Source organism: Streptomyces parvulus (assembly GCF_014648855.1).
GTDB lineage: Bacteria > Actinomycetota > Actinomycetes > Streptomycetales > Streptomycetaceae > Streptomyces > Streptomyces parvulus.
Genome location: NZ_BMRX01000004.1, coordinates 215511 through 241895, shown reverse-complemented (window position 1 = coordinate 241895; position 26385 = coordinate 215511). Strand labels below are relative to the sequence as shown.

Below are 26385 nucleotides of genomic sequence, written 5' to 3'. Positions count from 1 at the left end.
AGGTTTCGATGTCCTCGAAGCGACGTCGCAAGAAGAAGGCCCGCCGCAAGAACGGCGCCAACCACGGTAGCCGTCCGCAGAGCTGAGGACGTCCCGTCGTCTCGGGTGGGTGGCGCGAGCCACCCACCCGACGCGTTTGCGCGGCCCTACCGCCCCAGCCCGCGCTGGGCCTCGTACAGGTTCCCGGGGCGTACGGCGCCGGTCGTGCCGTACAGCTCCAGGCGCGCGTTCAGGTCGCCGGTGAAGTCGGGGACGTCGATCTGGTCGAACTCGCGCACCTCGTTGATGCCGACGGTGGCGGACCAGGGCGCCAGGCCGTCGATCCGCGTCAGCCCGGCCCGGCCGTTCGTCACCCGGATGTTCCAGTGGGCGAAGCGCGCCCCGAAGAGCGGGCCGGCGCTCGCGTCGCCACCGTGCCGTCCGTTGTTGTTGACCGTGATGTCGGTGCGCACGTTCGCGAAGGGCATGCCGCGGTGACTGTCGAAGGTGCCCATCTCCATCACACCGCGTGACCAGACGTTGTACGAGGACAGGCCCTCCACGTTGATGCCGTGCAGCTGCGTGCCCGCGGGCGCGGGAGTCGTGCGCTCTTCGACGGTGAAGTCCTCGACGAGGTTGTCGTGGGATCCCTCGCGGCAGAAGTACGGGTGGTGGGCCCCGCGTCCGGCGACCCGCGTGCGGCTCAGCGTGCAGGCCGAGGCGGCGACCAGCCCGAACCCGTTGTCGACGTTGCGCACGGTGACGTCGTCGATCCGGCAGTCGTAGGCGCACTGGAGCACGACGCCGTTGTACCCGAGGTCCAGCAGGTGCGGCTGCTGCGGCAGGTTAGGGGCCTCCAGGGTGAGCCCTTCGACGCCCGCGCCCGTCAGGGCGCCGACGTGGGTCGTCAGCCGGGGGTCCCACTCGGGCCGGAGGTCGAGCGGCAGCGGACGCTCCAGGGTCACGCGGCGGCCGTGCACCTCCGTCACCCGCACCGGCCACTCGTAGGGCACGTACGACGTCAGCTTCGTCTTGTCGTCCCAGGAGTAGGAACCGGTGCCGGGGCCGTCGCCCGCCATGTGGGCGAGCAGGGTGTGCTCGGCGTCGTCGGCGACGCGCAGCAGGACGAGGTCGCCGGGGCGCAGCCGCGAGGTGTCGCTGACCCGGACCGTCCAGGAGCCCCGGCGGGCGGGGGAGACGGTGGCCAGCGTCCGCCACTCGTCGCGCCGGTTGCCGGTCCAGCCCTCGAACGGCCACTGCTTCGCCCCGATGGCCTCGGTGAGAGACTTCCAGCGGGCCTCGGGGGCCAGCCAGATCAGCCCGCCCGCCCACGACCAGGACGACTTGTCGCCGCCGTACCGGGAGCCGTAGGGGCCGACCAGGTCGGTGAGGTGCCGGGCGGCCTTCAGGACCGTCCGGTCGCTTCCGGCGCCGCGCAGCACGACGTCCGAGTGGGCCACGCGGATCAGGCCGTCGATGCGGAGGGTGCCGGGCGGCAGGGTGACCGTGCCGCCGCCGGCCCGTCCCGCGGCGGCGAGGGCGCGGTTGATCGCCGGGGCGCAGTCGGTGGTGCCGTCCGCCACCGCGCCGAAGTCGCGGACGTCGGCGACCACGCGGGGCCTGGGCCGCCGCGTCGAGCCGCCCCGGCAGCCCGCCCGGCCCACGAACGGGATCTGGGGGTGAGTGAAGGGGTTCCGGGTGAACTCCCGCCACAGGGACGGCACGACACCGGAACCCGCGCCGGACGGCGTCCCGGACGCGGCGAGCACGGGCGGTGCTCCGGTCATGACACCCGCGGCCACGACCGCGGCACCCCCGAGCAGACCCCGTCTGCCGATCGAACCGGCGTCCCCGCCCGAGCTGCCGCGGCTCTCCTCGTGAGACATACCCGCCCCCTCGTTGTTGGACATGTATGTGAATGGCGTTCGCGATGGAATTCCGGGGAGCATCGCACGTGTGCGCCGGACGGGAAAGACCCTGTGCGCGAGGCCGTGGCTGGTCTTCGATGTTCACGTATAAGAACGGCGCTCAAGGGTGTACACCCCGGTTCCGCTTGTGCCACGCTCGGACAACTCCCCGGCCCCGTAGCTCAGTTGGAGGACGCACCCATGAGTGTCTCCCGTCGAACCGTGCTGGCCTCGGCCACCGGCGCAGTGGGCGTGCACGCCCTGTCGCAGCAGGCCGCGGCCGCCGGCACCGGGGCGCCCGCGCCGGCCACCGACCGTGTCCTGCGCGACGCCGCGGACTACGCCGTGGCCAAGCTCCGGGCCGTCGCGCCCGGGGTGACCGGCTTCCCGGTGGGGACGAAGTTCGAGAAGTGGGTCTACTCGCCGAACGGCGACTGGGTGGGCGGGTTCTGGCCAGGAACGCTGTGGATGGCGCACCTGTACAGCGGCGACGACGGCTTCCGTACCCTGGCGATCGACTCGGCCCGCGGGCTCGCCCCCCGCCGGTACGACACCTCCACCCACGACTTGGGGTTCCTCTTCTATCCGTCGTGGGTCACCGCCTGGCGCCTGACGGGCGACGCCGAGTGGCGGGACGGCGCGGTCCGGGCGGCGGACTCCCTGATCCAGCGGTACAACCCGCGCGGCCGCTTCATCCGCGCGTGGGGCGCCCTGTCCGACCCGGGCAACGCGGGCCGGGTCATCATCGACACCATGATGAACCTCGACCTCCTGGCCTTCGCGAGCCGGGAGACGGGGGACGGGAAGTACCTGGACATCGCCACCGAGCACGCCCGGACCACCCGGCGGGTGTTCCCCCGCCCCGACGGATCGACCCCGCACGTCTACGACTTCGACCCGGGCAGCGGTGCACCGGTCGGCCCCGGCACCGTCCAGGGGTACAGCCCCGCCTCGTGCTGGGCGCGCGGCCAGGCCTGGGGCGTCTACGGCTTCACCACGATGTACCGCAGGACCGGCGACCGCGCCTTCCTGGACACCGCCCGCGCCCTGGCCGACTTCGCGACCGGCGCCCTGACCGAGGACCACGTCCCCGTCTGGGACTACCTGGCGCCGCAGCAGCCGTACGACGTCAAGGACGCCTCGGCGGGCGCCGTCATGGCCTGCGGCCTGCTCGACCTGGCGAAGGCCACCGGCCGTCAGGCGTACCGCGACACGGCCCTGCGGCTGCTCACCGCGCTGGCACGGACCTGCCTGACCCGGCAGTCCCGCCGAGCCGACGCGGTCGTCGCCCGCTGCACCCGCAACCGGCCCGCCGAGGACGGCGTCGAGATCTCCCTCCCGTACGCCGACTACTACCTGCTGGAAGGCATCATGCGCGTCCTGCGGCCCCAGGACGCCGACCGGGCACTCGACCTCTCCACCGTCCCGGCGCCCTAGGGTCTGTCGTTTGGATCTGGCCGGCTGAGAGGGAGGGTCCTTGCCGGCCCACCCGAGCGGGGCATGCCACGCCCCGCGACGCCGGCATGATCCAAACGACAGACCCTAGGCGTCGTTGAGCGCCCAGCCCACGTCCCGCAGCAGTGCGTGGCGCCAGCCCGCGCGGTCGTGGTCGGAGGCCGAGCGGTTGACGGACACCGTCGCGCCGGCCTGCTCGGTGAGGCGCTCCACCAGGGCGCAGTGGGGGAGCATCCGCGTCTCGTGCTCCCCCACGTCGAAGGCGACCCGGAGGCCGGACAGGTCCGGGCCGCCGCGCAGCCGGGCCGCGACGGTGCCACCGACCGGGCCGCCCAGCGGGTCCGGCCGGTGCACGGCGTCCGGCGTCCACCACACCGACGGCGACTGGCAGGCCACGCGGGAGACCAGGTCCGGGAACTCCAGGGCGGCGTAGAGCGCGCTCAGCCCGCCGAGGCTCTGACCCGTGACCACGAGCCGGTCCGGGTCCGCGTGCACGGCGCTCTCCGCGATCAGGGGAAGCAGCTCGTCCCGCACCGCCTCCCACAGGGCGGGGCGGCAGCCGAACTCGGCCTGCCGGTCCTTGGCCGGCAGGAACACGAGCGTGACCGGCGGCATCTCGCCGCACCTGACCGCCGACTCGAACGCGGTCGCCGCCGGATGCAGGTACAGCCAGTCGTCCCCGTCGAGCAGCAGGACCACCGGACCGCCCCCGCCCACCTCGTGGACCCGCACGGTGCGCCGCCCGCCGAGCCGCTCACTGGTCCAGCGCAGCCGGGTGCGGGGGAGGGGCAGGACGTCGTCGGCGCCGAGGGCGGGCCAGTGCGGCTGGGGCGGGGCGTCCGGCGTCGCGAACAGGGACCGCTCGCCGCCCGCGCCCACCGGGTTGAGCGGATCGGCGTACGCCGTGTCGCCCTCCAGGAACTGGTACGTCACCCGCAGCCGCGCCGGCATCCGGACCTCGGCGTACCAGCAGTCCGTGACACCCCACCGGCGCAGCGGCACCGGCGGCGACCAGCTCTCGAAGCCGATGTCCGCCGCCTCCCCGGCGCGCCGCAGGAACAGGGCCGTCCAGCCGTCGCCGTCGGGGACCGTCGCGGGTGTCCGGGCCTCCGCCCAGAAGGCGTCGGTGCCGGGTGCGCCGGCCAGCCCGTACGCGGCGAAGGTCTCTTCCCCCACCAGCCTCATCAACGTCTCCTTGTGGAGCGGAAAGGGGGACGGCTAAGCTCGCCGTCCATTAGGCGAGCCTAACCTAATGCCTCAGGAGGCACCGGGAATGCGCACCGAACCCTTCGCCCGCCCCGCGGAGTTCTGACCCCGATGCTCTGCACCAGGCTGACCAACGCCCGCTTCCTCACCATGGATCCGGACCACCCCGTCGCCCACGACCTGGGTGTCTGGCGGGGCCGGATCGTGGGGCTGGACGAGGCCGCGACCTCGCTGCCCGCCCGCGAGGTCGTCGACCTCCACGGCGCCACCGTCCTGCCGGGCTTCGTCGACGCCCATGTCCACCTCGCCTGGACCGGGTTCAAGCAGAACACCCCGAGCATCGCCGGACTGACCCGGATCGACGACGTCCTGGCGGTCGTGGCGGAGGCAGTCACCCGCAAGGGAGAGCCCGGCTCCTGGGTGAGCGTCGCCGGCTACGACCAGCGGGCCCTCGGCCGCCACCTGACCGCCGCCGAACTGGACGGCGTCAGCCACGGACACCTGCTCTACCTGGCGCACGACTCCGGCCACGGCTGCGCGGTCAACACCGCCGTACTCGACCTGCTCCCGCCCGGCACCCCGCACGAGGGCGGCTTCCTCGCCGAGGGCGCCATGGGCGCCGCCCGCGCCCTGCGCCTGCCGCACGCGCAGGGCGAGCTGGCCGAGGCGATCGGGCGGGCCGCCCGCGGCTGCCTCGCCGAGGGCGTCACCGCCGTCGCCGAGGCGGGCATCGGGGGCACGCTGCTGGGCCACAGCCCGGTCGAGCTGGGGGCGTACCAACTCGCCCGGGAGCGCGGCCTGCTGCCGCTGCGGGTGCAGCTCATGGTGGCCGCGGACCGGCTGCACCCCGTCGGCGCCCACGAGGCCGACGGCATCCCCCGCGCGCTCGACCTCGGGCTGCGCACCGGCTTCGGCGACGACCGGCTCTCCGTGGGCGCGCTGAAGGTGTTCACCGACGGCGGCATGATGGCCAGGACCGCCGCGCTCAGCAGCCCCTACGAAGGGCTCGACCACGCGGGCCAGTTGCAGGACGACCCCGACGCCCTCGCCCGGACCATCGTCGACGGGCACCTCGCCGGCTGGCAGCTCGCCGTGCACGCCATCGGCGACCGCGCGGCCGACGTCGCCCTGGACGCGCTGGAACGCGCCCAGACCCTCCGCCCCCGGCCGGACGCCCGGCACCGCATCGAGCACGCCGGACTGATCCGCCCCGACCAGCTCCCGCGTTTCGCCCGGCTCGGCGTCACCGCGGTCGTCCAGCCCAACTTCCTGCGCCACTTCGGCGACGACTACGCCGGCATCATGGGCGCGGAGCGCGCCCCCTGGCTCTACCGGGGCCGGGCGTTCCTCGACCACGGCATCCCGCTGGTGGGCAGCTCCGACCGCCCCGTCACCGACGGCGCGCCGCTGAGCGCCGTCCAGTTCATGGTCGAACGCGCCTCCGCGTCGGGACGGCGGATCGGCCCCGCCGAGGCCATCACCGTCGACGAGGCCCTGCACGCCTACACCGTCGCCGGCGCCCGCGCCTGCCACTGGGAGGACGACCTGGGCAGCCTCACCCCCGGCAAGCGCGCCGACCTGGCCGTGCTGGGCGACGACCCGCGACGCGTCGACCCGTCACGCATCGGCGGCATCGAGGTGGTGTCCACCTGGGTCGACGGCCGCCCCGCCGGGACCGACGCCCCGTAGTGCCCGCCGGGAATTCGGTCGCGCCCCGCTCCGTCAGTGGTTAGCCTCCGCCTGACCGCAGCGAGGCAGCGAGGCGCGGGGGACCGCGAAGGGAGCCGGTGATGGAGGAGACGGGTGCGCGCACCGACCGGTTGGGGGTGCTGCTCGACCAGTTCGACCAGGCCAGGGAGATGGCCGAGGTGCGACTCGCGGGGCTCGGCGACGAGGAGTACCTGTGGGAGCCGCTGGCCGGCTGCTGGTCGGTCCGGCGCAGGGCCGAGGCCACGACGCCCAGGGCGTACGGGCCGGGCGAGTGGGTGCTGGACAAGGGCGCCCCGGACATCCCGGCCAACGAGTACGCGGAGGTCGCCCGGCAGGCGGCCGGCGGCATGTCGGTGGCCAAGATCGCCGCGGACTGGAGTGTGAGCGTCGAGCGCATCGAGCAGGTCCTGGCCCACACCGGCGAACCGCCGCCGGACGAGGCGCCCTTCACCACCCTGGCCTGGCGGCTCGGACACCTGCACTCCTGTTTCGCCGGCCAGTGGGAGTGGACCTTCGGCGAACGCCGCCGCGACCCGCACCTGCTGGTGGACTTCAGCCCCGCGGCCGACGTGGCCCTCGAACGCTTCTGGGCGCTGATCGACCGCTGGCGCGCCGACGTCGGCCGGGTCACCGAGCGGCAGTTGGACACGGTGGGCTTCTCCCAGTACCCCTACGGCTCGGACCCGGACGACCACTACATCACCGTCCTGGCGGGAGCCAACCTGGAGTTCATCCACCACATGTCCGAGATCGCGGTGCTCCGCGACCTGTACCGGCTGCGCTCCACCCTGTCCGCGTAGGCCTCCGGGGAGCCCGGAAACGAGCGCGCGGCCCTTCGCGGCCACCGGCACCGCCGGTGGCCGCGAAGGGCCGGTGGGGCCGGCTAGCAGCTGAGGTTGCCGCCGGGCTCGACGCCGAGGAGCTGGGTGAAGCGCTGGTAGTTGTCGATGCGGCTCTGGACCTGCCCGGGGTTGCCCCCGTTGCACTCCAGGCTGCCGTTGATGGCGCGGATGGTCTCGCCGAAGCCCGCGCCGTTGACCATGGCGTCGTGCGGGGTCATGGTCCCGGGCCCGCTCTGCGTGTTCCAGTACCACAGGCCCGTCTTCCAGGCCACGGCCGCGTCGTTCTGGACCAGGTCGGGGTTGTTGAGCAGGTCGATGCCCAGCGCGTCCCCGGCCGCCTTGTAGTTGAAGTTCCAGCTGAGCTGGACCGGCCCGCGGCCGTAGTACTTGGCCGTGCCGGCCGGGCAGCCGTACGGCTGACTGGCGTCGCAGTAGTGGGGGTAGTTGGCCTCGTTCTGCTCGACCACGTACTGCAGCCCGCCGGTCTCGTGGCTGACGTTGGCCAGGAACGCGGCGGCCTCCTGCTTCTTCACCGTGTCGCTGCCGGTGTTGGTGAAGCCGGGGTAGGCGCTGAGCGCGGCGGTGAGGCCGCTGTAGGTGTAGAAGGAGTTCCTGCTCGGGAACATCTGGTTGAACTGGCTCTCGCTGACCACGAATTCGGCGGCGGCCCGGGCGTCGGACCCCTGGGTGCCGGACTTCTGGGCGACGGCCGAAGGTGCCATGGTCAGGCTGCACAGGGCGGCGGCCGCGCCGGTGGCGGCCAGCAGTGCGAGTTTGCGGTGCTGCACGGTTATCGACTCCTGCTCGGTGGGGGGACGGCGCGGAGCGGCGGGGGAGGGGGAACGGCCGCACCCGGTCGGGGTGCGGGCGCTCCCGGTCTCCTCCTGCCGGTCCGTCAGCCGCCGACGTTGACGTCGATGCAGGCGTAGAACGCGTTGGACGTGTCGGCGACGTTCCAGACGGCGAGGACCTTCTGCTGGCCGGAGAGGCCGCCGAAGTCCACCTGGTGGTTCACGACCGCGCCCGGCTTGGCGCCGCCGTCGTCGAACAGCGCGATCCGCTGCCCGCCGACGTAGTACTCCCAGGTGCTCGTGTTGTGCTGGGCGGTGAGCTTCCAGGAGAACGTCGTGGTCTTCGACACCGGGGTGACGGCCCAGCCCTTGCTGTCGTCGTCCAGCTCCGAGAAGCGGCTGTTGCCGCCGCTGCAGCTGGTCAGGCCCTTGGGGCCCTCGACGCTCTGGGGCTCGTACTGGATGTCGCCGCAGGACACCGTGCCCGCCGCGCACTGCGCCTGGCGGCTGGGCGGGTCGGAGATGTAGCCGTGCGCGCTCGCCGAGGAGGCGGGGAGGCTGACGGCGACGACGGGGGCGAGGGCCGCCCCGATCAGTGCGGCGGTCTTCTTGCGCATGTGCATGGGGAACTCCTTCACATCAGGCCGCTCCAGGACGCACGCGGCCTTATGTGGGGGTGGCCGCGCACGCCGAGTACGGCCTCTCGTGGGTGGGGCCAAGAGGCGCGAAGGTGACGCGCACTCGCCGTCCTCGCGGGGAGCCGGGCCCCGGACAGGGCCCAACTCCGCAAACGGAGCGGCGAGTTCTGTTGGACTAGACCATACAAGCGGTCGACGTGAGCGTGTCAAGAGTGTTGCGAGGGGTCCGCGCTCACCGCGCCGGGGGCTCCGTCTCGCCCGTCTGGTGGCCGCGCCGGGCGTCGCGGTCGAAGATGCCGAGGATCTCGCAGGGCCCGCCCTCGGCGCCGATGCTGTGCGGCAGCATCGTCGGGAACTCCGCGGACTGGTGGGTCTCCACGCGGAAGCGCCGGTTGCCGAGGAGCAGCGTCGCGGTGCCCGACAGGACCACCAGCCATTCGCGCCCGGGGTGGGCCCGCATCCGTCCGGGGTGGTCGGAGGCCGGCTCGGTCATGCGCCGGCGTACGACGGTCATGCCCGGGTCGTACTTCACGGGCCACCGCATCAGCCCGTGCGCCGCGTCGGTCATCGGGGAGGAGACGACGTCGTCCGCGGCGGTCTCCACGAGCTGGTCCAGGGAGGTGTCCAGGGCGCGGGCCAGCGTGACGAGCTGGTCCAGGGCGAGGCGGCGGTGGCCGTTCTCGATGCGGCTGAGCGTGGACTGGCTGAGCCGGGCCCGGGCGGCCAGCTCCTCCAGCGACCAGCCCTGGGCCACGCGCAGGGCGCGGATGCGTTTGCGTACCAGGCCGTCCAGGTCACCATCGTCTTGCGTCATAGGCAACATCGTATGCCTTCACGGCAAGGTCCCGTTAGCGTCGTCCGTGTGCCGCCCCGCGCCGCCACCCGGACGGCCGCCCGGGCCGCACCTCCACCGTCCGTGCGCCCCGGCCGCCGCCGGCTCCGCATGTCCCGCCCGAGAGGACCCATGAGTACGCACCAGCCTCCCCAGCCGATCCGCGCGGCGGACGACGCCGCCCCGGACGACGCCCTGCCCGACGCGCGCCGGCGCCGCGTGATCCTGATCGCCGTCTGCGTCGCGCTGATGGCCGTCATCGCCTCGGTGTCCGGGCTCAACGTGGCCCAGCCCGACCTCGCCGTGGAGTTCGGCGCCTCGCAGAGCACGATCCTCTGGTTCATCAACGTCTACACCCTCACCCTGGCCGCGCTGCTGCTGCCGCTGGGCGCGATCGGCGACCGCCTCGGCCGCAAACCCGCGCTGGTCGCCGGACTCGTCGTCTTCGGCGTGGCGAGCGCCGCGGCCGGGCTCGCGCCGTCCAGCGAGGTCATGCTCGCCGCGCGCACGCTCAGCGGCGTGGGCGCGGCCATGATCATGCCCATCACGCTCGCCGTGATCACCTCGACGTTCCCCGCGAAGGAACGGGGGAAGGCGATCGGCGTCTGGACCGGTGTCGCCGGGGGCGGCGGCATCCTGGGCATGTTCCTCTCGGCCGCCCTGGTCGACGTGGCGAGCTGGCGGTGGCTGTTCGTGCTGCCCGTCGCGCTCGTCGCCGCCGCCCTCGCGCTGACGCTGCGCTCGGTCCCCGACTCCCGCGAGGTGCCCCGTCACACCTTCGACACGGTCGGCGCGCTGACCTCCGTCGTCGCCGTGGTCGGGCTCATCTTCGTCCTGCAGGAGGGGCCCGAGCGCGGCTGGGGCGCGCCCGTGACCCTGTTCGCGCTGGCCGTCGGCGCCGTCGCCGCGGTCGCCTTCGTGGCATGGGAACTGCGCCTGCGCGAGGCCGCGCTGCTCGACGTGCGCCTGTTCGGCGAACGCGCCCTGGCCGGGGGCTCGGTCACCCTCCTCGCGGTGTTCGGTGTCCAGGCGGGCATCTTCGTGGTCCTGTTCCCGTTCTTCCAGGCCGTCCTCGGCTGGTCGGGCCTGCTGTCCACCCTGGCGCTGATGCCGATGGCGGTGCTGATGATGGCCGCCTCCGGCCTCGCGCCCCGGCTGGCCGCGCGGGTCGGGCCGCGGGCCACCATGGCCGCCGGGATCCTGCTGGCCGGGGCGGGGCTGGCGCTGATGGCGGCCGTCGTCTCCGTCGACGGCGGTTACCTGTCCGTCCTGCCCGGCATGCTCGCCATGGGCGCCGGCATGGGCCTCGCGATGACACCCTCCACCGAGGCCATCACCGGCGCCCTCCCGCGGGAGCACCAGGGCGTCGCCTCCGCGCTCAACGACGTCACTCGCGAGTTCGGCACCGCCCTCGGCGTCGCCCTGCTCGGGGCGCTGCTCTCCGCCGGCTACCGCGGTGCCGTCGACGACCGGCTCGACGGGGTCCCCGCGGCGACCGCGGACACCGCGCGCGAGGGCGTCGCCAACGCGCTCGACGCCGCCGACCGGGCGGGACCGCAGGCGAGGGCGCTGGCGCGCGCGGCCCGGGAGTCGTTCGTCGAGGGCTGGCAGCAGGCCATGTGGGCCGGCGTCGCCGTCATGGCGGTCCTGTTCCTCTACGTCCTCGCGCGGGGTCCGCGCCACTCCGGCCCGGTGGACGCGCCGGAGCCGGCGGACGCGACGGCGGGTTCCTGACCGTCGGACCCGTCGGCCCCGCGGGCGCCCCCGCCCGGCGTGCCTGTGTCCTACTTGGACTCCAGGCGGCCCAGGGGGTGGGCGCCGTCCGCGAACTCCCGCCGCACCGCCCGCCAGCCGTCCCCGTCCACGCCGAGCGCGTGCCGGAGGTAGGCGAGGGTGACCCGCTGGACCAGGGCGACGTGCGCGGGGTTCTCGTCCGTAGTCTCGGCGACCTCGTAACCGGAGATGCCGCCCAGGAAGTGCTGTGCGCCGAACAGCGTGAGCAGACTCTTCCCGCCGGGGCTCAGGACGTACGGATCGGCCGTCCACTCCGCGCCCCGCACCGTCAGCGGCAACTCGTCCCGGTCACCCATGACGACGAGGGCGGGGCCGGTCATGTGGGTGAAGTCGGGGTCCCGCAGCCAGGGGAGGTGCTCGTCGGCGAAGGGCGTCAGCGAGTCGCCCCCGCGGCCGGCGGTGGCGAGCAGCACCCCCGCGCCGACCCGGGGGTCCGACAGGTCCTCCACCACCCCGGTCTCGGGGTCGCGCACCCTGAGCCCCAGCAGCAGGCCCGCCGTCTGGCCGCCGAACGAGTGCCCGGCCGCGGCGATCCGGCCGTGGTCCGTGCGCCCGGCGAGACCGGGGACGGCCGCCGTCAGTTCGTCGAGGCGGTCGAGGACCAGCCGCATGTCGTCCACCCGCGACCGCCACAGCCGGGGGCCGTGCGGGCCGCCGGCGGCCCCATCCGTGGTCCTGGAGTCGAGGTGGGTCGGCTGGACCACCACGAAGCCGTGCGCGGCCCAGTGATCGGCGAGCGGCCCGTACCCGTCGAGGGAGGAGCCGAAGCCGTGGGCCAGCAGCACGACGGGCAGGCCACTGCCGGTGACCGGAGCGGACACGCGGACCCGCAGGTCCGCGCCGCGTTCCGGCGCATCCAGCACGACGGGCTTGACCGAGACGACGGGTACGGCTTCGGGGACGCCGGGCGACACCGTGGCTGACGAGGTCATGGAAGGGCACTTCCTTCTGCTGTCGAGGGATCGAGGGGATCGAAGGGAGGGAACGGGCGCCCCGGACGAGGCGGGGACCACGCGGGTTACGCTAAAACCTCACGTCGACGTGAGAGGCAAGCGCTGTGGCGCGGCTCACGGGAGCGGAGGAGACGGGGATGCGCATCGGTGAACTCGCCGCCCGGACCGGTGCCAGCGTCCGCGCGCTGCGCTACTACGAGGAACAGGACCTGCTCGTCCCGGACCGCAGTTCCAGCGGCCAGCGGCACTATCCCGAGGGCGCCGTCGACCGGGTCGGGCTGATCCGCGAGCTCTACGCCGCGGGTCTGTCCAGCAGGGCGATCCTGGAGATGCTGCCCCACGCCGCCGACGGCAGGGCCACCACGGCGCTCCTCGACCGGCTGGCCGAGGAACGGGACCGCCTCGACGCCCGGATCGGCGAGCTGACCGACAGCCGCGCCCGGCTGGACTCCGTCATCGACGGCGCGACGACGAACCTGCGCACGGGACGCTCCTGCCGCCCCGCCACCGGCTGAGGTGGTGCGGGGCGCCGTCCGCTCGGAGCCCCGGCCGGCTCCGCACGGGACCGGTCCCCGGCAGGGCCGACCGGGTGGGCGATGCCGCACTCGGCGGCGCGCGCCGGGGAAACGGCGTCCGCGCTGCTAGTTTCGCCAGCCGTCGGAGGAAATCGGACGCCTCGGTCGAGGCGCGGGTCCACAGGTGAAAGGAGCAGCGGGTGACAGGTGTGCGCGCGGAATCGTCGGGGGCACGTGCCCCGCTCGGGCGGCGTACTTTCATGGCGTCGGCCGCGCTCACCGCGGCGGCGGCTCCCATGGCGGCGGCCGCTCCGGTCCGTGCGGCCGACGGCCCGGCGGGCACGGCCGGCTGCCGGTCCGTGGCGACGCTGCTCGCCGTCCCCGACGCGAGCCGGGACGTCGCCTGGCTCAGGGAGTCCCTGCAGGTCGCCGTCGCCCTCGAACTCGCCACGCTGCCGCCCTACTTGTGCGGCTGGTGGTCCGTGGAGGACCGCTCGGGCCAGGCGGCGCGGCTGATCCGGCGCATCCTGGCCGACGAGATGTACCACATGGGTGTGGTCTGCAATCTGCTGGTCGCCGTGGGCGGCCGGCCCCGTGTCGCGGACGTGGCGCCCGTCTATCCGGGGCCCCTCCCCGGCGGGGTGCGGTCCGAGGTCACCGTGTACCTCTCGGGCCTCACCCGGCCCTTCGTGCACGACGTGATGATGGCGATCGAGGCCCCCGACGAGCCGCTGGCCCGGAGCGCAGGCGCCTCACCGGGCATCGGCGACTTCTACGACGCCCTGCTGGACGTCTTCAGGACCACGGCGCCCGAGCTGTCGGCGCGGGGCCAGCTGTCCGAGCGCATCGGCACCGACGTCCTGGAACCCGTGACCGACCTCGACGGCGTCGAGCGCGCGATCGGGATCATCAAGGAGCAGGGCGAGGGCACCGCCAGTTCCCCGGCGGACGCCTTCGGCGACGACCACCCCGCCCACTACTACGCGTTCGGCGAGATCTACCACGGCCGGCAGCTGCGCGAGACGGAGGACGGCTGGCAGTTCACCGGCGCCCCCGTGCCCTTCCCCGCCGCCCGGCCCATGGCCCGCGTCCCGGCCGGCGGCTGGTCCGGCGTCTCCGCGCCGGTCCAGGACCTGCTCGACCGGTTCGACACGGCGTACGCCAAGGTGCTGACCACCCTGGAGGCGGCGTGGGCCGACGGCGACGCCCGCACCCTGCGCTCCGCGGTGCGCGCCATGGGCGCGCTGGAAGCCCCGGCGCTGCGGCTGATGGAGACCGCCCTGCCGGACGGCGGGGGCACCTACGGCCCCCAGTTCCGTCCGCCCGGCGCGTGACGGGGGTCCCGCCGCTACTTGCTGTGCGCGATCTGGATCAGATTGCCGCAGGTGTCGTCGAGCACCGCGGTGGTGACGGGACCCATCTCCAGCGGCTCCTGCGTGAAGCGCACCCCGAGGCCGCGCAGCCGCTCGAACTCCGCCGGTACGTCGTCCACGGCGAAGGAGGCGGCGGGGATGCCGTCGTGGGCGAGGGCCTCCTTGTAGGGCCGCACCGCGGGGTGGCCGGAGGGCTCCAGCAGAAGCTCCGTCCCGTCGGGGTCCTCCGGTGAGACCACCGTCAGCCACCGGTCGGTGCCCATGGGCACGTCGTGCTTCTTCGCGAAGCCCAGGACATCGGTGTAGAAGCGCAGCGCGGTCTCCTGGTCGTCCACGAAAACGCTGGTGATGTGGATCCTCATGGGGTGCCCTCCGGTGGGTCGGGTCGGAGCCATCGCGTCACGATGCGCTCCAGTGGCTGGGTGTCGAGGTCGTGGAACTTGTAGCGGCCCTCGCGCCTCGGGACGACCAGGCCCGCCGTCTCCAGGACGGCCAGGTGCTGGCTGACCGCCTGACGGGACAGGTTCAGGCCGTGTTTGGCGGTGAGGCGGGCGCATATCTCGAACAGGCTCTGGCCGTCCCGTTCCGCGAGTTCGTCGAGGATGCGCCGACGGGTGGGATCGGCCAGTGCCTTGAACACATCCTGCGTCATGCCCCCACCATAGGCAAGTATCGACTTGCCTATCAAGTGGCGTCGGTCGGGCCCCTTCCCGAGGCCTGCACGGCCACGGACTCCGGGGGCAGTGCGGCCACCGCCCGCCCGCCCACGCCGGTGGTGGTGGTCGCCGCGAGCAGGGAGTTGAGCACCGCCTCCTCGACGGCGTCCAGCACCGCCTCGAACAGCGGGTTCAGATCGGCGTCGGCCACGAGGGGGCCGCCGCCCGGACGGGTGGCGAAGGCGACGGCGTAGTCACCGCTGCCGTGGCTGTACGAAGCGCCGGTGCGGGCCAGTGCGAAGACGGCGCGGCGGGCCACACGGGTCAGCTGCCGGGCGTCTAGAGGCGCGTCGGTGGCCACCACGATCATGCAGGAGCCCGTGTCGGGGGCGGGCTCCGGACCCTCCGCCCCGGTGCCGTCCGGGGACCCCGGGGTGACGGTCCGACCCCGCACCCGCAGCGTGCCACCGAAGTTCGCCTGCACCAGGACACCCACCGTGCCGCGCCGGCCGCCCACTTCGAGGGTGCGCGACGAGGTGCCCACGCCGGCCTTGAAGCCCAGCGCCACGGTGCCGGTGCCCGCGCCCACGCACCCCTCGGCCACCGGACCGCCGGACGCCGTGTCCAGGGCCGCGCGCACGTGTTCCTCGCGGACGGGACGCGCCCGGATGTCCGACAGGAAGCCGTCGTTGCACTCGCCCACCACGGGGTTGAGGCTGCGCACCTCCTCGCATCCGGGCCGCTCCAGCACCCAGCCGACCAGCGCGTCCGCCACCCGGAAGGCGGACAGGGTGGAGGTGAGCAGGACCGGCGTCTCCAGGGTGCCCAGTTCGGCGAGCTGGGTGCCGCCGACGAGCTTGCCGTATCCGTTGCCGGTGAACACCCCGGCCGGCAGCGGGGTGTGCGGTCCGACGAGGTCGGGCACGACGGCGGTGACCCCGGTGTGGACGTCGGGCCTCCGGCGCACGGTGGTGTGCCCCACGCGGACGCCCGGCACGTCCGTGATGGCGTTGTGCGGCCCGGGGCGCCCCGTCCCGATGACGAGACCGAGGTCACGGGCGCGGGGGCGGGGGGTGCCGGTCGAGGGGGTCGCGTGGTCCAGTGGCGGTTCCATACGGCCGGACGTTACGTTCTCCCGCGAGTTCGCCGCACCGGCACTCACCGGGGGCGCCCCTTCCGTACGATGGCGCCATGATCCTCAGCCCGCGCCGCCTCGCCGTCCAGCGGTCCCGCGTGCTCGTGCCCCACGGCTGTTGTTGATCCTCACCCCGTAAGCCCCCGCCGGAACAGGCCTGTTCGGCCGCTGCGCCGCGCACCTCCGGCCGGTCCGTCGCCCGCCGCCGCCCGATGTGCGGGCACCCCTTGACCCGCGCGGGGCTCCCCGCGTCGTCCACCCTGCGAAAGGCAGGTCCTCATGCGTACCCCCGAGTCCTCCTACGACCGCCGCAGACTCCGCCAGTTCCTGTCCGGCGAGGCCCGGGTGGACGGCGTCTCCCGGCGTGTCATGCTCCGGCTCCTCGCCGCGGCGGGGGTCGCCGGCGCCGCACCCGTGGCTCTCGGCGGTCCGGCAGGCGCCGCCACCGGCGCCGCCCCCGGCATCGTCAAACCGGTGCCCGAGGAACTGTTCACCCTCCGCGGCACGAACGCCGAGACACGGTTCGCCGCACTGGCCGGCGCCGGCTACCACACGCCCAACGACCGCTTCTTCGTCCGCAACCACACGTCCACCCCCGTCCTGTCCGCCGAGGACTGGACCCTCACCGTCCACGGGGACGGCCTCACCCGTGAGCGGAGAGCCGAGTTCTCGCTGGCCGACCTGAAGCGACTGCCGTCCGTCTCCCACAGCGCGTTCGTGGAGTGCGCGGGCAACGGCCGCGGCTTCTTCGGCAGTCAGCAGGGCGAGACCGTCAGCGGGACCGCCTGGACCCTCGGCGCGATCGGTGTCGCCCGGTGGCGGGGAGTGCGCCTGGCCGACGTCCTCAGGCGTGCGGGGCTGAGCCGGCGGGCCGTGGACGTGATGCCCCGCGGCCTCGACGCCGACTACGTCACCGCCGAGGGCGTCGACCTCGGGCGGGTCCGGCGTCCGCTCCCGCTCTTCAAGGCACTCGACGACGTACTGCTCGCCTACGAGATGAACGGCGCACCCCTGCCGCCCGACCACGGACACCCCGTGCGCGTCCTCGTCCCCTCCTGGATCGGCATCGCGTCCGTCAAGTGGGTCGGTGACATCGAGGTCTCCGCCGAGCCGCTGTACTCGCCCTGGAACACCGACTTCTACCGCCTGTTCGGCCACGGGTACCCGCAGGAGGGAAGCGCGCCGCTCACCCGGCAGACCGTGAAGAGCGCCTGGGAACTGGACGCCGGGGCGAACCTGGCGGCAGGCGTCGGTCACCGCCTCACCGGCCGTTCCTGGTCCGGCGGGGGCGGCGTGGTCCGCGTGGACGTCAGCACCGACGGGGGAGCCTCCTGGCGCCCCGCCCGGCTGCACGACGCGCCCCGTCGCGACGGCTGGGTCCGCTGGTCCACCCACTGGCGCCCGACGGCGCCGGGCCCGTACACCCTGCTGGCGCGGGCGACCGACCGCACCGGCCGGACCCAGCCCGACGCCACCGCGCACAACACGCAGGGCTACCTGTTCGACGCGGTCGTGCGGCACCCGGTCAACGCCGTGTGACGGCCGCGGCGCGCGCTCGCGATCATCATTTCGGGTGGAAATGTGGCATGGCGGACATCGGCGTAGGGTTGCCGTGACGGACTCGACCGCGGCCCCCCGGGCGCCCGGTGCGGGTCCCGCACGTTCTCATGCCTGGAAGCGGAAGGATCAGCAATGGGCACGGTCACCACCTCCGACGGCACGACGATCTTCTACAAGGACTGGGGTCCGCGCGACGCCCAGCCCATCGTGTTCCACCACGGCTGGCCGCTCAGCGGAGACGACTGGGACAACCAGATGTTGTTCTTCCTCTCGCACGGCTACCGCGTGATCGCCCACGACCGGCGCGGCCACGGCCGCTCCAGCCAGTCCTCCACCGGTCACGACATGGACACCTACGCCGCCGACGTCGCGGCCGTGACCGACGCGCTGGACCTCAAGGACGCCGTGCACATCGGGCACTCGACCGGGGGCGGCGAGGTCGCGCACTACGTGGCGCGTGCCAAGCCGGGCCGCGTGGCGAAGGCCGTGCTCCTCAGCGCCGTGCCGCCGGTCATGGTCAAGTCCGACTCCAATCCCGGCGGGACGCCGATCGAGGTCTTCGACGAACTCCGCGCGGCGCTCGCGGCCAACCGCGCGCAGTTCTACATCGACCTGCCGACCGGGCCGTTCTACGGCTTCAACCGGGAGGGCGCGAAGGTCTCGCAGGGGCTCATCGACAACTGGTGGCGGCAGGGGATGCGGGGAGCGGCCAACGCGCACTACGAGTGCATCAAGGCGTTCTCCGAGACCGACTTCACCGAGGACCTCAGGCAGATCGACGTACCGGTCCTCGTTGGGCACGGCACCGACGACCAGATCGTGCCCTACGCCGACGCGGGGCCGCTGTCCGCCAAGCTCCTGAAGAACGGCACGCTCAAGTCGTACGAGGGGTTCCCGCACGGCATGCACGGGACCCACCCGGAGGTCGTCAACCCCGACCTCCTGGCCTTCGTACGGTCCTAGGGGCGGGGTGCGGCCATGGGACGACCCGCCGGTGGCCGGTCGCCACTGCCGGCGGGTCGAGGGCGCCCGGTCCCGACCCCGCTCAGGCCGCGACCTCGGCCCTCTCGTGCTTCCAGAAGCCCGAGAACGTGATGCGCTCCTTCGGCAGGCCGAGGCGGTGCAGATGCCTGCGCCCCTCGGTGGCCAGCGTCGACTCGCCGACGACGAAGGCGTAGCCCGCCGCGTCGGCGCGGGTGACCCGGCGCAGCGCGTCGAGGGCCGCGGCCCCCGGCACCTCGTCGTGGTCCTCGCGGACGACCCAGGTCACGCTCACGCCGGGCGGACCCTGCAGCTCGCGCCGGTCAGCCTCGGTCGGGATCTCCTGGATGAGCCGGCCCACCGCGTCGGCGGGCAGCGAGCGCAGGATGCCGGCGGTGGCCGGCAGGCCGGTCTCGTCGGCCACGACCGTGACCTCGGAGGCGCCCTCCGGGCAGTCGAAGAGGATGCCCTGGTCGAGCACCGCGAGCGCGTCGCCGGGCCGGGCGGCGCACGCCCAGATCGCGGCCCGGCCCTCGACCTCGCCCGTGGGGCCGCGGTGGACGACGAAGTCGATGTCCATCTCCGCGCTCTCGCGGCGGAAGCCGGCCACCGAGTAGTTGGCGCAGTGCGGCCGTTCGGCCTCGGGGATGGCGAGGTACGGCTGCCACCACTGGGCGCCGGTGAACTCCGGCAGCCGCAGGGCGCGTTGGTGGGGGAGTTGGAGGAAGAGGCGGAACCAGTGGTCGTACCCCATCCACGGGAAGGCGCCGAGCCCCGGTCCGGTGACCGTGACGCGTTGCATGGACGGGGTGACCCGCTCGGTGCGCACCACGCGGGCGCGGAACATCTCGGGCTGCTGGGGCGTGAGCCGACGAACCTTCGCCATGAAGGGAAGGCTAGCCTAAGTTTCGTTCGATTCCGAGTCGGTGATCTCCAGACGCACTCCCCGGGTGCGGTCGGACGCGGGGCCCGTCTCCAGCTCGACGGCGCCCGGTTCGACGACGAGCCGCAGCTCCCGCCCCACGGACGCCAGCGTCTCCGCGTCCACCTCGAAGACCGCGTCGGCCCGCTCGCCGGGCGCGAGACGCAGGCGGGCGAATCCCCGCAGCTCCCGTACGCGCGGCCAGGTCGCGCCTCCGGACAGCCGGCGCACGTAGAGCTGCACCGTCTCGTCGGCCGGCCGGGCCCCGGTGTTGCGGACGGCCACCCGGCAGGTCAGGCGCGGCGCGTCGACGGAGACCCGGGTGCGCGACAGGTGGGGCGCCCCGTACTCGACGCTCGTGTACGACAGCCCGTGACCGAACGCGTAGCGGGGCGTGGCGCGTTGGTCGACGTAGCCGCGGTAGCGGTGGTCCTTGCCGTTGTAGAAGACGGGCAGCTGGGCGGCCGAACGCGGCATGGACACCGGCAGGCGGCCGCGCGGCTCGGCGTCGCCGAACAGCACCTGGGCCACCGCACGCCCGCCCCGCGGCCCCGGATACCAGGCGCTCAGCACCGCCCGGGCGGGTGACTCGAACTCGGGCAGGGCGTGCGGGCGGCCCTGCACCAGCACCACCACGACCGGCGTTCCCGTCGCCGACACCGCCGCCAGCAGGGCCCGCTGGGCCGGCGGCAGCGAGAGGTCCGCCAGGTCGACGCCCTCGCCGCAGGTCATGCCGGACGGGGCGCCCGCCCCGGTGACGGCCGCCCCGTTCGCCTCGAAGGCGGTGTCCGGGGTCCGGGCGCTGGAACCGCCCAGCACCAGCACCGCGACGTCCGCCCCGGCGGCCAGTCGCGCCGCCTCGGCCACCCGCGACACGTCGTCCCCCACCAGCTCGCACCCCCGGGCGCACACCACCTCGGTGTCCGGACCGGCGGCCGCGCGGATGCCCTCCAGGACGGTGACGCCGTCCCCGGGCCGCTGCGGCGCCGTGTAGTCGCCGATCTGCTGGGCGACGGAATCCGCGTTGGGGCCGAGCACCGCGATCCGCCGCGCCGCCCGGGACAGCGGCAGTGCGCCGCCCTCGTGGACGAGCAGCGTCACCGACGCGCGGGCGATCCGCTCGCCCAGGACGCCGAGTTCTCGCGCCGCCCCGGGCCCGGGACCGGCCTCGGGCACGGGCCGCTCGAACAGGCCCAGCCGGAACTTCAGCGTGAGCACCCTCGCCACCGCGGCGTCCAGCGCCCGCCCGGACACCAGCCCCCGATCCACGGCCTCGCCGAGCCGGGGGAAGCAGTCGTCCCACAGGCTCAGGTCACAGCCGGCGTCCAGGGCCATCGCGGCGGCCGAGACGGGGTCGCCGGTCAGACGGACCAGCCGGTCGATCGCCGTGCCGTCCGCCATCACGACGCCGTCGAAGCCCCACTCCTCGCGGAGCAGCCCGGTCAGCAGATACCGGTTGGCGACGCACGGCACCCCGTCGAACTCGTTGTAGGCCGCCATCACCCCGGCCGCGCCCGCCGCGACCCCCGCCCGCGCCGCCGCCAGGTGGATCTCGTGCAGCTCGCGGTGCCCCAGCTCCGTCGCCGCGCTGTTGCGTCCCCCGACCGTCGCGCCCTGCCCGGCGAAGTGCTTCAGCACCACGGCGACGCCGGCCCGCCGCGCCCCCGCGACCAGGGCCTCGGTCATCCGCGCCGCGAGGTACGGGTCCTCCGCGAAGCACTCCTCGCTGCGCCCCCAGCGCGGATCGCGCACCAGGTCCAGCGCGGACACCAGGGCGACGTGGGCGCCCCGGGCCCGCAGTTCGGCGGCCGCGCCGGCCACCGCGTCCGCGTACAGCTCCGGGTCCCAGGTGGCGCCCGCCGCCAGGTTGACCGGCAGCACCGTGCCGTCCAGCGCCTGGTGGCCGTGCGGCATCTCCTCCACCAGCAGGACGGGGATGCCGAGCCGGGTGCCGTCCACGACGTGCCGCTGCACGGCCGCCGCCGTGAGCGCGCCGTCCCGGGCGTCGAGGCCGTCCCCGAAGCCGACGCCCGACCAGGCGTCCGCCCGCTGCAGCCCGTACAGCGCGCCCATGCCGTCGAACGCGGCGACCTCGGCGCGGAACGCGTCGGTGAGGCGGTGCCCGTCCGGGGTGCGTTCGTAGGCGTGCCAGCCGTACATGCGCTGGTTGAGCTGGCCCACCTTCTCCGCGAGGGTCATGCGGCCGAGCAGGTCGCGGACGCGCTCCGGCACCGGCGCCGCCGGATCGCGGTAGCGGGGGACGGCGACGGTCATCGCAGCTCCAGGACGACGACCCCGTAGGCGTCGATCCGCACGTCCTCGACCGGCGCGCCGTCGGACAGGCCGTGCAGCCTCCCGTCCGTCTGCGGGCGCACCACCAGCGGCTCGGCGCTCTGGCTGACCAGCCAGACGAAGCGCCGGCCGTCCGCGTGCGCGACGACGTCCGCCGCCACGTGCGGATCGGCGACGGTGACCGGCCGCCGCGCGCCGGACACCCGGGCCAGCGCCGCGTACAGCCGGTGCGTCTCCTCCGGATTCACCCGCGCCGTGCGGGCCGCCATGTGCTCCAGCGGGTAGGTGGCCAGCACGGTACGGCCCGTGCCCGTCTCGTGCACCACCAGCGCCGGCCGGCCGTGCGCGTCCACCGCGACGACCCGGCCGGCCCGCGGGACCACGGGCAGGTAGGCGCGGCTGTCCTCGTTGCCCGCGACCGGGAAGCGCAGCACCTCGCCGGCGCGCAGGTCGCCGAAGTCCTCGGTGAACGTCATCTCCAGGACGTCGTCCTCTATCGGCTCCGCGACGCCGTACGACAACTGCAGCTCCACGCCGAAGAGCCCGTCCAGGTCGTCGAACCAGGGGCCGCGCGTGCCGGGGTGCTCGCCCGAGCAGAACGACAGGTAGACGGTGGCTCCGTCGGCGGCGCGGCGGGCCAGTTCCCGCCGGGTGCGGGTGGTGAGCTGCCGGGTCGCGGGCAGCAGGTACAGCGACGCCTCGCCGGGCAGTCCGTCGGCCTCGCGGGTGAGGGCGACGGGCAGGTCGGCGGCGCGCGCGGTGACGTAACCCTGGTGCAGGGAGGTGAAGATGAGCGGCCGGTCGGCGGGGCGGCTGTAGGGGTAGCCGCGTTCCAGGAAGGCGGGCACCACCAGTGCGGCGTCGGCCTCCGACCGCGAGCAGTTGGGGAAGTCCACGGCCCTCAGCACGTCCGCGAAGGCGGCCAGTTCCCGCAGCGGTTCCTTGGGGGCACCCGTGGAGTCGGTGATGCCGAAGTGCATCTCGAAGGGGTGGTGGTCGTACGGGGACCGGTCCCACAGGTCGTCGTAGTCGGTGTTGTTCCAGGCGATCCACCCGGTGGCGCCGCCCAGCAGCGAGTTGTGCAGGGTCTGGCGGTAGAAGTGGCCGGCGTTGGCGGCCGAGACGGTGTCGGTGGACAGCCCGAACTCCTCCAGCACCACCGGCTGCCCGGTCACCGCCGCCAGCTCGCACTCGAAGGCCGCCCGGTAGTGCTGGCGCGGCCGGTCGGTGTCGGACCGGTACACGTGCGGGCCCACGAAGTCCACGTACTCCGCGGTGTCCCGCAGCGAGAAGCCGTTGTCGCGGCCGGTGACCTCGATGCCCCACGCCCCGTCGCCCAGGGACACCGGCTGCGTCGCGCCGGTCGCGCGCACCGCGTTGCACATGGCCTGGGTCCACGCGGTGACCACGTCGGAGGACGGCGGGTCGACCTGGTAGACGCGCCCGTACCCCGGCATCTCGTTGGTGATCAGCCAGCCGGTCACCGCCGGGTGGTCCTTGAACCGGCGGGCCATGCGGGAGACGAACCACGCCTGGCGGCCCACCATCCACACGTCCTCGTACAGGTCGCGGCCGCCCCGCCAGGCCGGGTCCCAGTTCTCACCGGACATGTGGCCGACGATGAAGGTCGGCACCGTCCCCATGCCCGCCTCCCGGTGGGCGTCGAGGAAGTCCTCGAACCTCGCGCACAGCTCCTCGTCGACGCGGTCCGGCTCCGGGTGGAAGTCGGGCCAGTAGAAGAACGACCGGGTCATGTTGAGTCCGTGCTCGCCCAGCACGCGCAGTTCCTCGCGGACCGTCTTCGGGTCGTAGTCCCGCCACATCAGCGGACCGCCGGTGCGGGACCAGAAGTTGGCGCCGAGCCAGGGCAGGACGGCGGGCTGGTGGGTGAGCTGGGCGCTGTGGCGTCGCATGGTCCTTCTCGCGTCGTGGGGGTTCGGATGGTGCGTGGCCGCGGCGCTCCGCGGCCCTCGGGTCAGCCTGCGGCCGCACCCGTGGCGCCGCCGCCGGGCGGGGCGGGGCCGGTGGACTCGCGGACGACGAGCCGGGGCCGGCCGTCGACGCCGGTCTCCTCGACCGGCTCGCCGCACAGCGCCAGCAGCGTGCGCGCGGCGGCCGCGCCGACCCGCTGCACCTGCTGGTCGACCGTGGTCAGCCGGGGATGGAGCCAGCTGCCGAGCGGCAGGTTGTCGTAGCCGACGACCGACACGTCGCGGGGGACGGCCAGGCCGGCGCGCTGCGCGGTGCCGATGCCGCAGACCGCCATCGAGTCGTTGGCGTACACGAGCGCGGTGGGCCGCTCCGCGGCCGCCAGCAGCGCCTCGGTGGCTCCGACGGCGTGCCGCTCGCTGAAGTCGGTCGGCAGCACCGCGAAGGGCCGCAACCCGGCCTCGCGCAGGGCCTGTTCGAACGCGGTTCGGCGCACCCGGGTGTGCTCCAGCTCCGGCGGCCCGCTGACGTAGGCCACACGCCGGTGGCCGAGCGCCAGCAGGTGCGCGACCGCCTCGGCGATCCCCGCCCCCTGGTCGCGCAGCCCGACGCGCGGGACGACGGCCGTGCCGTCCGGCGCGCCCAGCAGCACCGCGGGCAGCCCCAGCCGGGCCAGCAGCGCGGGGCGGGCGTCCGCGTCGCGGGCGTCGGTGAGCACCGCCCCGTCCACCCGGCCCTCCGCGGCGAGGCGTTCGTAGAGCGCGTACTCCTCCCGGTGACCGCTCACCAGGTGCAGCAGCAGACCGTAGCCGCGCGGCGCCAGCTCGCCCTCTATACCGGTGATCAGCTCGCTGAAGTGCGGGTCGGAGCCCAGCACGTCGGTGGGGCGCCGGACCACCAGGGCCAGGCTGCGGGTCCGCGCGTTGCGCAGCGCCGCCGCGGGCGCGTTGGGACTCCACCCCAGCTCCAGCGCAGCGTCGAGGATCCGGCGTCGGGTCGCCTCGGAGAGCCGGCCCTTGTGGTTGAAGGCCTGCGAGACGGCGGCCGTCGACACGCCGGCCGCGGCGGCGACCTCCTTGATGGTCGGACGCCGGCCCGGCCGCCCGGTGGACACGCTCACATCTTCACCGCCCCGCTGACCAGGGCCTGCTGCATGCGCTTCTGGAGCACGGTGTAGACGACCCACACCGGTACCAGGGTCAGCACCGTGCCCGCCGTCAGGACGCCGTAGTCCGTACCGGTGATCGACTTGAGCGTGGGCAGCGCCACCTGGACCGTGCGCTGCGCCGGGTCCGGGCCGATGATGACCAGCGAGTACAGGTACTCGTTCCAGAAGGTCAGGAAGTTCAGCAGCAGCACCGTGGCGATGCCCGGCAGGCACATCGGCGTGTAGACGTGCCGCAGCACCGCGAAGGTCGACGCCCCGTCCAGCCGCGCGGCCTCCTCCATCTCCGGCGGGATGGTGCGCATGAACTGCACCAGGATCACCACCGACAGCGGCAGCGCCGTCGCCGGCAGGAACAGCACCATGAAGATCCGGGTGTGGAACAGCCCGGTGGCCGCCGCCAGCAGGAAGGTGGGGAAGAGCGCCGCGAAGGTCGGGATGAGGAACCCGAGGGAGAAGACCTTCTCCACCACCCCCGCCAGCCGCCCGGTGGAACGGGCCAGCGCGAACGCGGCCGGGATCGCCAGCAGCAGCGTCAGCGCCAGCGAGAACACCGTCACCAGCGCCGAGTTGACCACCGCGAGCCCGAGGTCGGCGCTGTCGAAGGCGGTCCGGAAGTTGTCCAGGCCCAGCGAGGTGGGCGGAGCGAAGGGGTGGGCGAAGATCTCCTCGTTCGACTTGAAGGCCGAGGCGAGGAAGTAGTACAGCGGGACGACGAGCAGCACCGCGTACGTCCACACCAGGACGTGGGCCGGGAGCCAGCGCTTGCCGAGCTTCATGGGTGCTGCTCCGATCAGTAGTTCTGGCGGAAGACGCGGCGGATCGTCAGCAGCCCGACGAGACCGGCGAGGAAGAGCAGGACGCCCACCGTCTGGCTGTATCCGAGGTCGGCGGCGATGAACGCCTTCTGGTACACGAGGAAGGACAGGGTGGTCGACGACGTCCCCGGGCCGCCCTGCGTCAGCAGCAGCACGTGCTGCGCCGAACCGAACAGCGTCCACAGGAACTGGAGCATCGTCACCACGCCCACGTAGTCCCGGATCACCGGGAAGTGCACCGACCACATCGTCCGCCAGTGGCCCGCCCCGTCCAGCTGGGCGGCCTCGCCCAGTTCGTCCGGCACACTGCCCAGCCGCGCGGCGAACAGTACGGCGGTGAAGCCGATGCCGCTCCAGATGTCGAGGGCGATCAGGCAGGCCAGCGCCGTCGAGGGCGAGGCCAGCCAGGCGTCGGTGAGCGAGCCGAGGCCGACACCCGACAGGGCGCCGTTGAGCAGGCCGTCCGGGGACAGCGCGGCGTAGAAGACCATCGCCTTCGCCGGCGTGGAGATCAGCCCCGGGATGAACAGCAGGTACCGGATCACCCGGTGACCGGGCGGCCGTTGGGCGACGTAGTACCCCAGCATGTACGCGCACACGATCATCACGGGCAGGGCGACGGCCAGTTGGACGGCCGTGTTGCGGATCGCGTCCCAGAACACCGGATCGTCCAGCACCGCGCGGACGTTGTCGAGGCCCGCGAAGGACACCAGCTGCAGCATGCCCGGCCAGTGCAGGGCCGCGATCACGAAGATGGCGAGCAGCGGCCCGACCATGAACACGAGGTACCAGACCAGCGCGGGCACCGCGAGGACGGTGCCGCCCTGCCGGGGCCGCCGCGCGGCGGAGGCCGGAGCGGGCGGCGGTGCGGACCGGCGGGCCGCGCGGCCGTCCGGCGTCGTCGTGAGCGTCGTCATGCGGTGACTCCCGGA

General features: G+C 73.8%; 24 protein-coding genes. 9 read left to right on the top strand and 15 right to left on the bottom strand.

What is annotated here, in order from left to right; translation table 11 throughout:
* Positions 1 to 8 precede the first annotated feature (8 nt).
* A complete protein-coding gene (locus IE108_RS35305) occupies positions 9 to 86 on the top strand; it encodes a 50S ribosomal protein bL37 (RefSeq protein WP_370443954.1) in 78 nt (25 codons plus the stop codon).
* 60 nt (positions 87 to 146) lie between these two features.
* Here the strand turns inward: IE108_RS35305 and IE108_RS08990 are convergent, their stop codons facing one another.
* Complete coding sequence (locus tag IE108_RS08990; protein ID WP_064731375.1) at positions 147 to 1865, bottom strand: glycosyl hydrolase family 28-related protein; 1719 nt, start codon at positions 1863 to 1865, stop codon at positions 147 to 149.
* Positions 1866 to 2087: 222 nt separating this feature from the next.
* On the opposite strand from IE108_RS08990, the gene IE108_RS08985 reads away from it, so the two are divergent.
* Positions 2088 to 3323 (top strand): glycoside hydrolase family 88 protein, encoded by a 1236-nt coding sequence (locus IE108_RS08985; protein ID WP_189397602.1) that lies wholly within the window; start codon positions 2088 to 2090, stop codon positions 3321 to 3323.
* A 105-nt stretch (positions 3324 to 3428) separates the two neighbouring features.
* On the opposite strand, the gene IE108_RS08980 is transcribed toward IE108_RS08985, so the two are convergent.
* The gene (locus tag IE108_RS08980) at positions 3429 to 4526 is read right to left on the bottom strand and encodes an alpha/beta hydrolase-fold protein (RefSeq protein WP_064731376.1); all 1098 of its coding nucleotides are present in this window, start codon (positions 4524 to 4526) and stop codon (positions 3429 to 3431) included.
* A gap of 132 nt (positions 4527 to 4658) precedes the next feature.
* On the opposite strand from IE108_RS08980, the gene IE108_RS08975 reads away from it, so the two are divergent.
* Both IE108_RS08975 and IE108_RS08970 read left to right on the top strand, forming a co-directional pair.
* Positions 4659 to 6236: an amidohydrolase gene (locus tag IE108_RS08975; protein ID WP_064731377.1), complete on the top strand. Its 1578-nt coding sequence runs from the start codon at positions 4659 to 4661 to the stop codon at positions 6234 to 6236.
* 101 nt (positions 6237 to 6337) lie between these two features.
* Positions 6338 to 7057 (top strand): DinB family protein, encoded by a 720-nt coding sequence (locus IE108_RS08970; protein WP_064731378.1) that lies wholly within the window; start codon positions 6338 to 6340, stop codon positions 7055 to 7057.
* Positions 7058 to 7140: 83 nt separating this feature from the next.
* Here the strand turns inward: IE108_RS08970 and IE108_RS08965 are convergent, their stop codons facing one another.
* From IE108_RS08965 to IE108_RS08955, 3 genes are all read right to left on the bottom strand, one after another.
* A complete protein-coding gene (locus tag IE108_RS08965; protein ID WP_064731379.1) occupies positions 7141 to 7887 on the bottom strand; it encodes a chitinase in 747 nt (248 codons plus the stop codon).
* Positions 7888 to 7994: 107 nt separating this feature from the next.
* Entirely contained in the window at positions 7995 to 8513 is a 519-nt protein-coding gene (locus IE108_RS08960) for a lytic polysaccharide monooxygenase auxiliary activity family 9 protein (RefSeq protein ID WP_064731380.1), read from the bottom strand.
* 247 nt (positions 8514 to 8760) lie between these two features.
* Complete coding sequence (locus tag IE108_RS08955) at positions 8761 to 9351, bottom strand: helix-turn-helix domain-containing protein (RefSeq protein ID WP_064731381.1); 591 nt, start codon at positions 9349 to 9351, stop codon at positions 8761 to 8763.
* Positions 9352 to 9492: 141 nt separating this feature from the next.
* Here IE108_RS08955 and IE108_RS08950 point away from each other — a divergent pair, with 141 nt between their 5' ends.
* Complete coding sequence (locus tag IE108_RS08950; protein WP_064731382.1) at positions 9493 to 11094, top strand: MFS transporter; 1602 nt, start codon at positions 9493 to 9495, stop codon at positions 11092 to 11094.
* Between the two features lie 50 nt (positions 11095 to 11144).
* Here IE108_RS08950 and IE108_RS08945 read toward each other — a convergent pair whose 3' ends face one another.
* A complete protein-coding gene (locus IE108_RS08945; protein WP_064731383.1) occupies positions 11145 to 12086 on the bottom strand; it encodes an alpha/beta hydrolase family protein in 942 nt (313 codons plus the stop codon).
* 158 nt (positions 12087 to 12244) lie between these two features.
* Between IE108_RS08945 and IE108_RS08940 the strand changes: the two genes are divergently transcribed.
* Positions 12245 to 12622: a MerR family transcriptional regulator gene (locus tag IE108_RS08940; protein ID WP_064731384.1), complete on the top strand. Its 378-nt coding sequence runs from the start codon at positions 12245 to 12247 to the stop codon at positions 12620 to 12622.
* Positions 12623 to 12882: 260 nt separating this feature from the next.
* Positions 12883 to 13956, top strand: coding sequence for a ferritin-like domain-containing protein (locus tag IE108_RS08935; RefSeq protein ID WP_064731385.1), 1074 nt, complete (start codon positions 12883 to 12885; stop codon positions 13954 to 13956).
* A gap of 14 nt (positions 13957 to 13970) precedes the next feature.
* On the opposite strand, the gene IE108_RS08930 is transcribed toward IE108_RS08935, so the two are convergent.
* From IE108_RS08930 to IE108_RS08920, 3 genes are read right to left on the bottom strand one after another with little or no spacing between them, the layout of a single operon-like run.
* Positions 13971 to 14357, bottom strand: coding sequence for a VOC family protein (locus IE108_RS08930; RefSeq protein WP_064731386.1), 387 nt, complete (start codon positions 14355 to 14357; stop codon positions 13971 to 13973).
* On the bottom strand, positions 14354 to 14647 hold the full coding sequence (locus IE108_RS08925) for an ArsR/SmtB family transcription factor (protein ID WP_064731387.1): 294 nt from the start codon (positions 14645 to 14647) through the stop codon (positions 14354 to 14356). The genes IE108_RS08930 and IE108_RS08925 overlap by 4 nt, the downstream gene beginning before the upstream one ends.
* 32 nt (positions 14648 to 14679) lie before the next feature.
* A complete protein-coding gene (locus IE108_RS08920) occupies positions 14680 to 15765 on the bottom strand; it encodes a P1 family peptidase (RefSeq protein WP_064731388.1) in 1086 nt (361 codons plus the stop codon).
* Positions 15766 to 16065: 300 nt separating this feature from the next.
* Between IE108_RS08920 and IE108_RS08915 the strand changes: the two genes are divergently transcribed.
* Complete coding sequence (locus IE108_RS08915) at positions 16066 to 17325, top strand: sulfite oxidase (protein ID WP_064731389.1); 1260 nt, start codon at positions 16066 to 16068, stop codon at positions 17323 to 17325.
* Between the two features lie 153 nt (positions 17326 to 17478).
* Complete coding sequence (locus IE108_RS08910; protein WP_064731390.1) at positions 17479 to 18309, top strand: alpha/beta fold hydrolase; 831 nt, start codon at positions 17479 to 17481, stop codon at positions 18307 to 18309.
* A gap of 82 nt (positions 18310 to 18391) precedes the next feature.
* On the opposite strand, the gene IE108_RS08905 is transcribed toward IE108_RS08910, so the two are convergent.
* From IE108_RS08905 to IE108_RS08880, 6 genes are all read right to left on the bottom strand, one after another.
* A complete protein-coding gene (locus IE108_RS08905) occupies positions 18392 to 19213 on the bottom strand; it encodes a siderophore-interacting protein (RefSeq protein WP_064731391.1) in 822 nt (273 codons plus the stop codon).
* A gap of 15 nt (positions 19214 to 19228) precedes the next feature.
* Complete coding sequence (locus IE108_RS08900; protein WP_064731392.1) at positions 19229 to 21523, bottom strand: glycoside hydrolase family 3 N-terminal domain-containing protein; 2295 nt, start codon at positions 21521 to 21523, stop codon at positions 19229 to 19231.
* Entirely contained in the window at positions 21520 to 23454 is a 1935-nt protein-coding gene (locus IE108_RS08895) for a glycoside hydrolase 5 family protein (protein WP_064731393.1), read from the bottom strand. The genes IE108_RS08900 and IE108_RS08895 overlap by 4 nt, the downstream gene beginning before the upstream one ends.
* 62 nt (positions 23455 to 23516) lie before the next feature.
* Complete coding sequence (locus tag IE108_RS08890; RefSeq protein ID WP_064731394.1) at positions 23517 to 24590, bottom strand: LacI family DNA-binding transcriptional regulator; 1074 nt, start codon at positions 24588 to 24590, stop codon at positions 23517 to 23519.
* Positions 24587 to 25414: a carbohydrate ABC transporter permease gene (locus tag IE108_RS08885; protein ID WP_064731395.1), complete on the bottom strand. Its 828-nt coding sequence runs from the start codon at positions 25412 to 25414 to the stop codon at positions 24587 to 24589. Before IE108_RS08885 ends, IE108_RS08890 begins: the two co-directional genes overlap by 4 nt.
* A gap of 14 nt (positions 25415 to 25428) precedes the next feature.
* The gene (locus tag IE108_RS08880) at positions 25429 to 26370 is read right to left on the bottom strand and encodes a carbohydrate ABC transporter permease (protein WP_064731396.1); all 942 of its coding nucleotides are present in this window, start codon (positions 26368 to 26370) and stop codon (positions 25429 to 25431) included.
* Positions 26371 to 26385 lie beyond the last annotated feature (15 nt).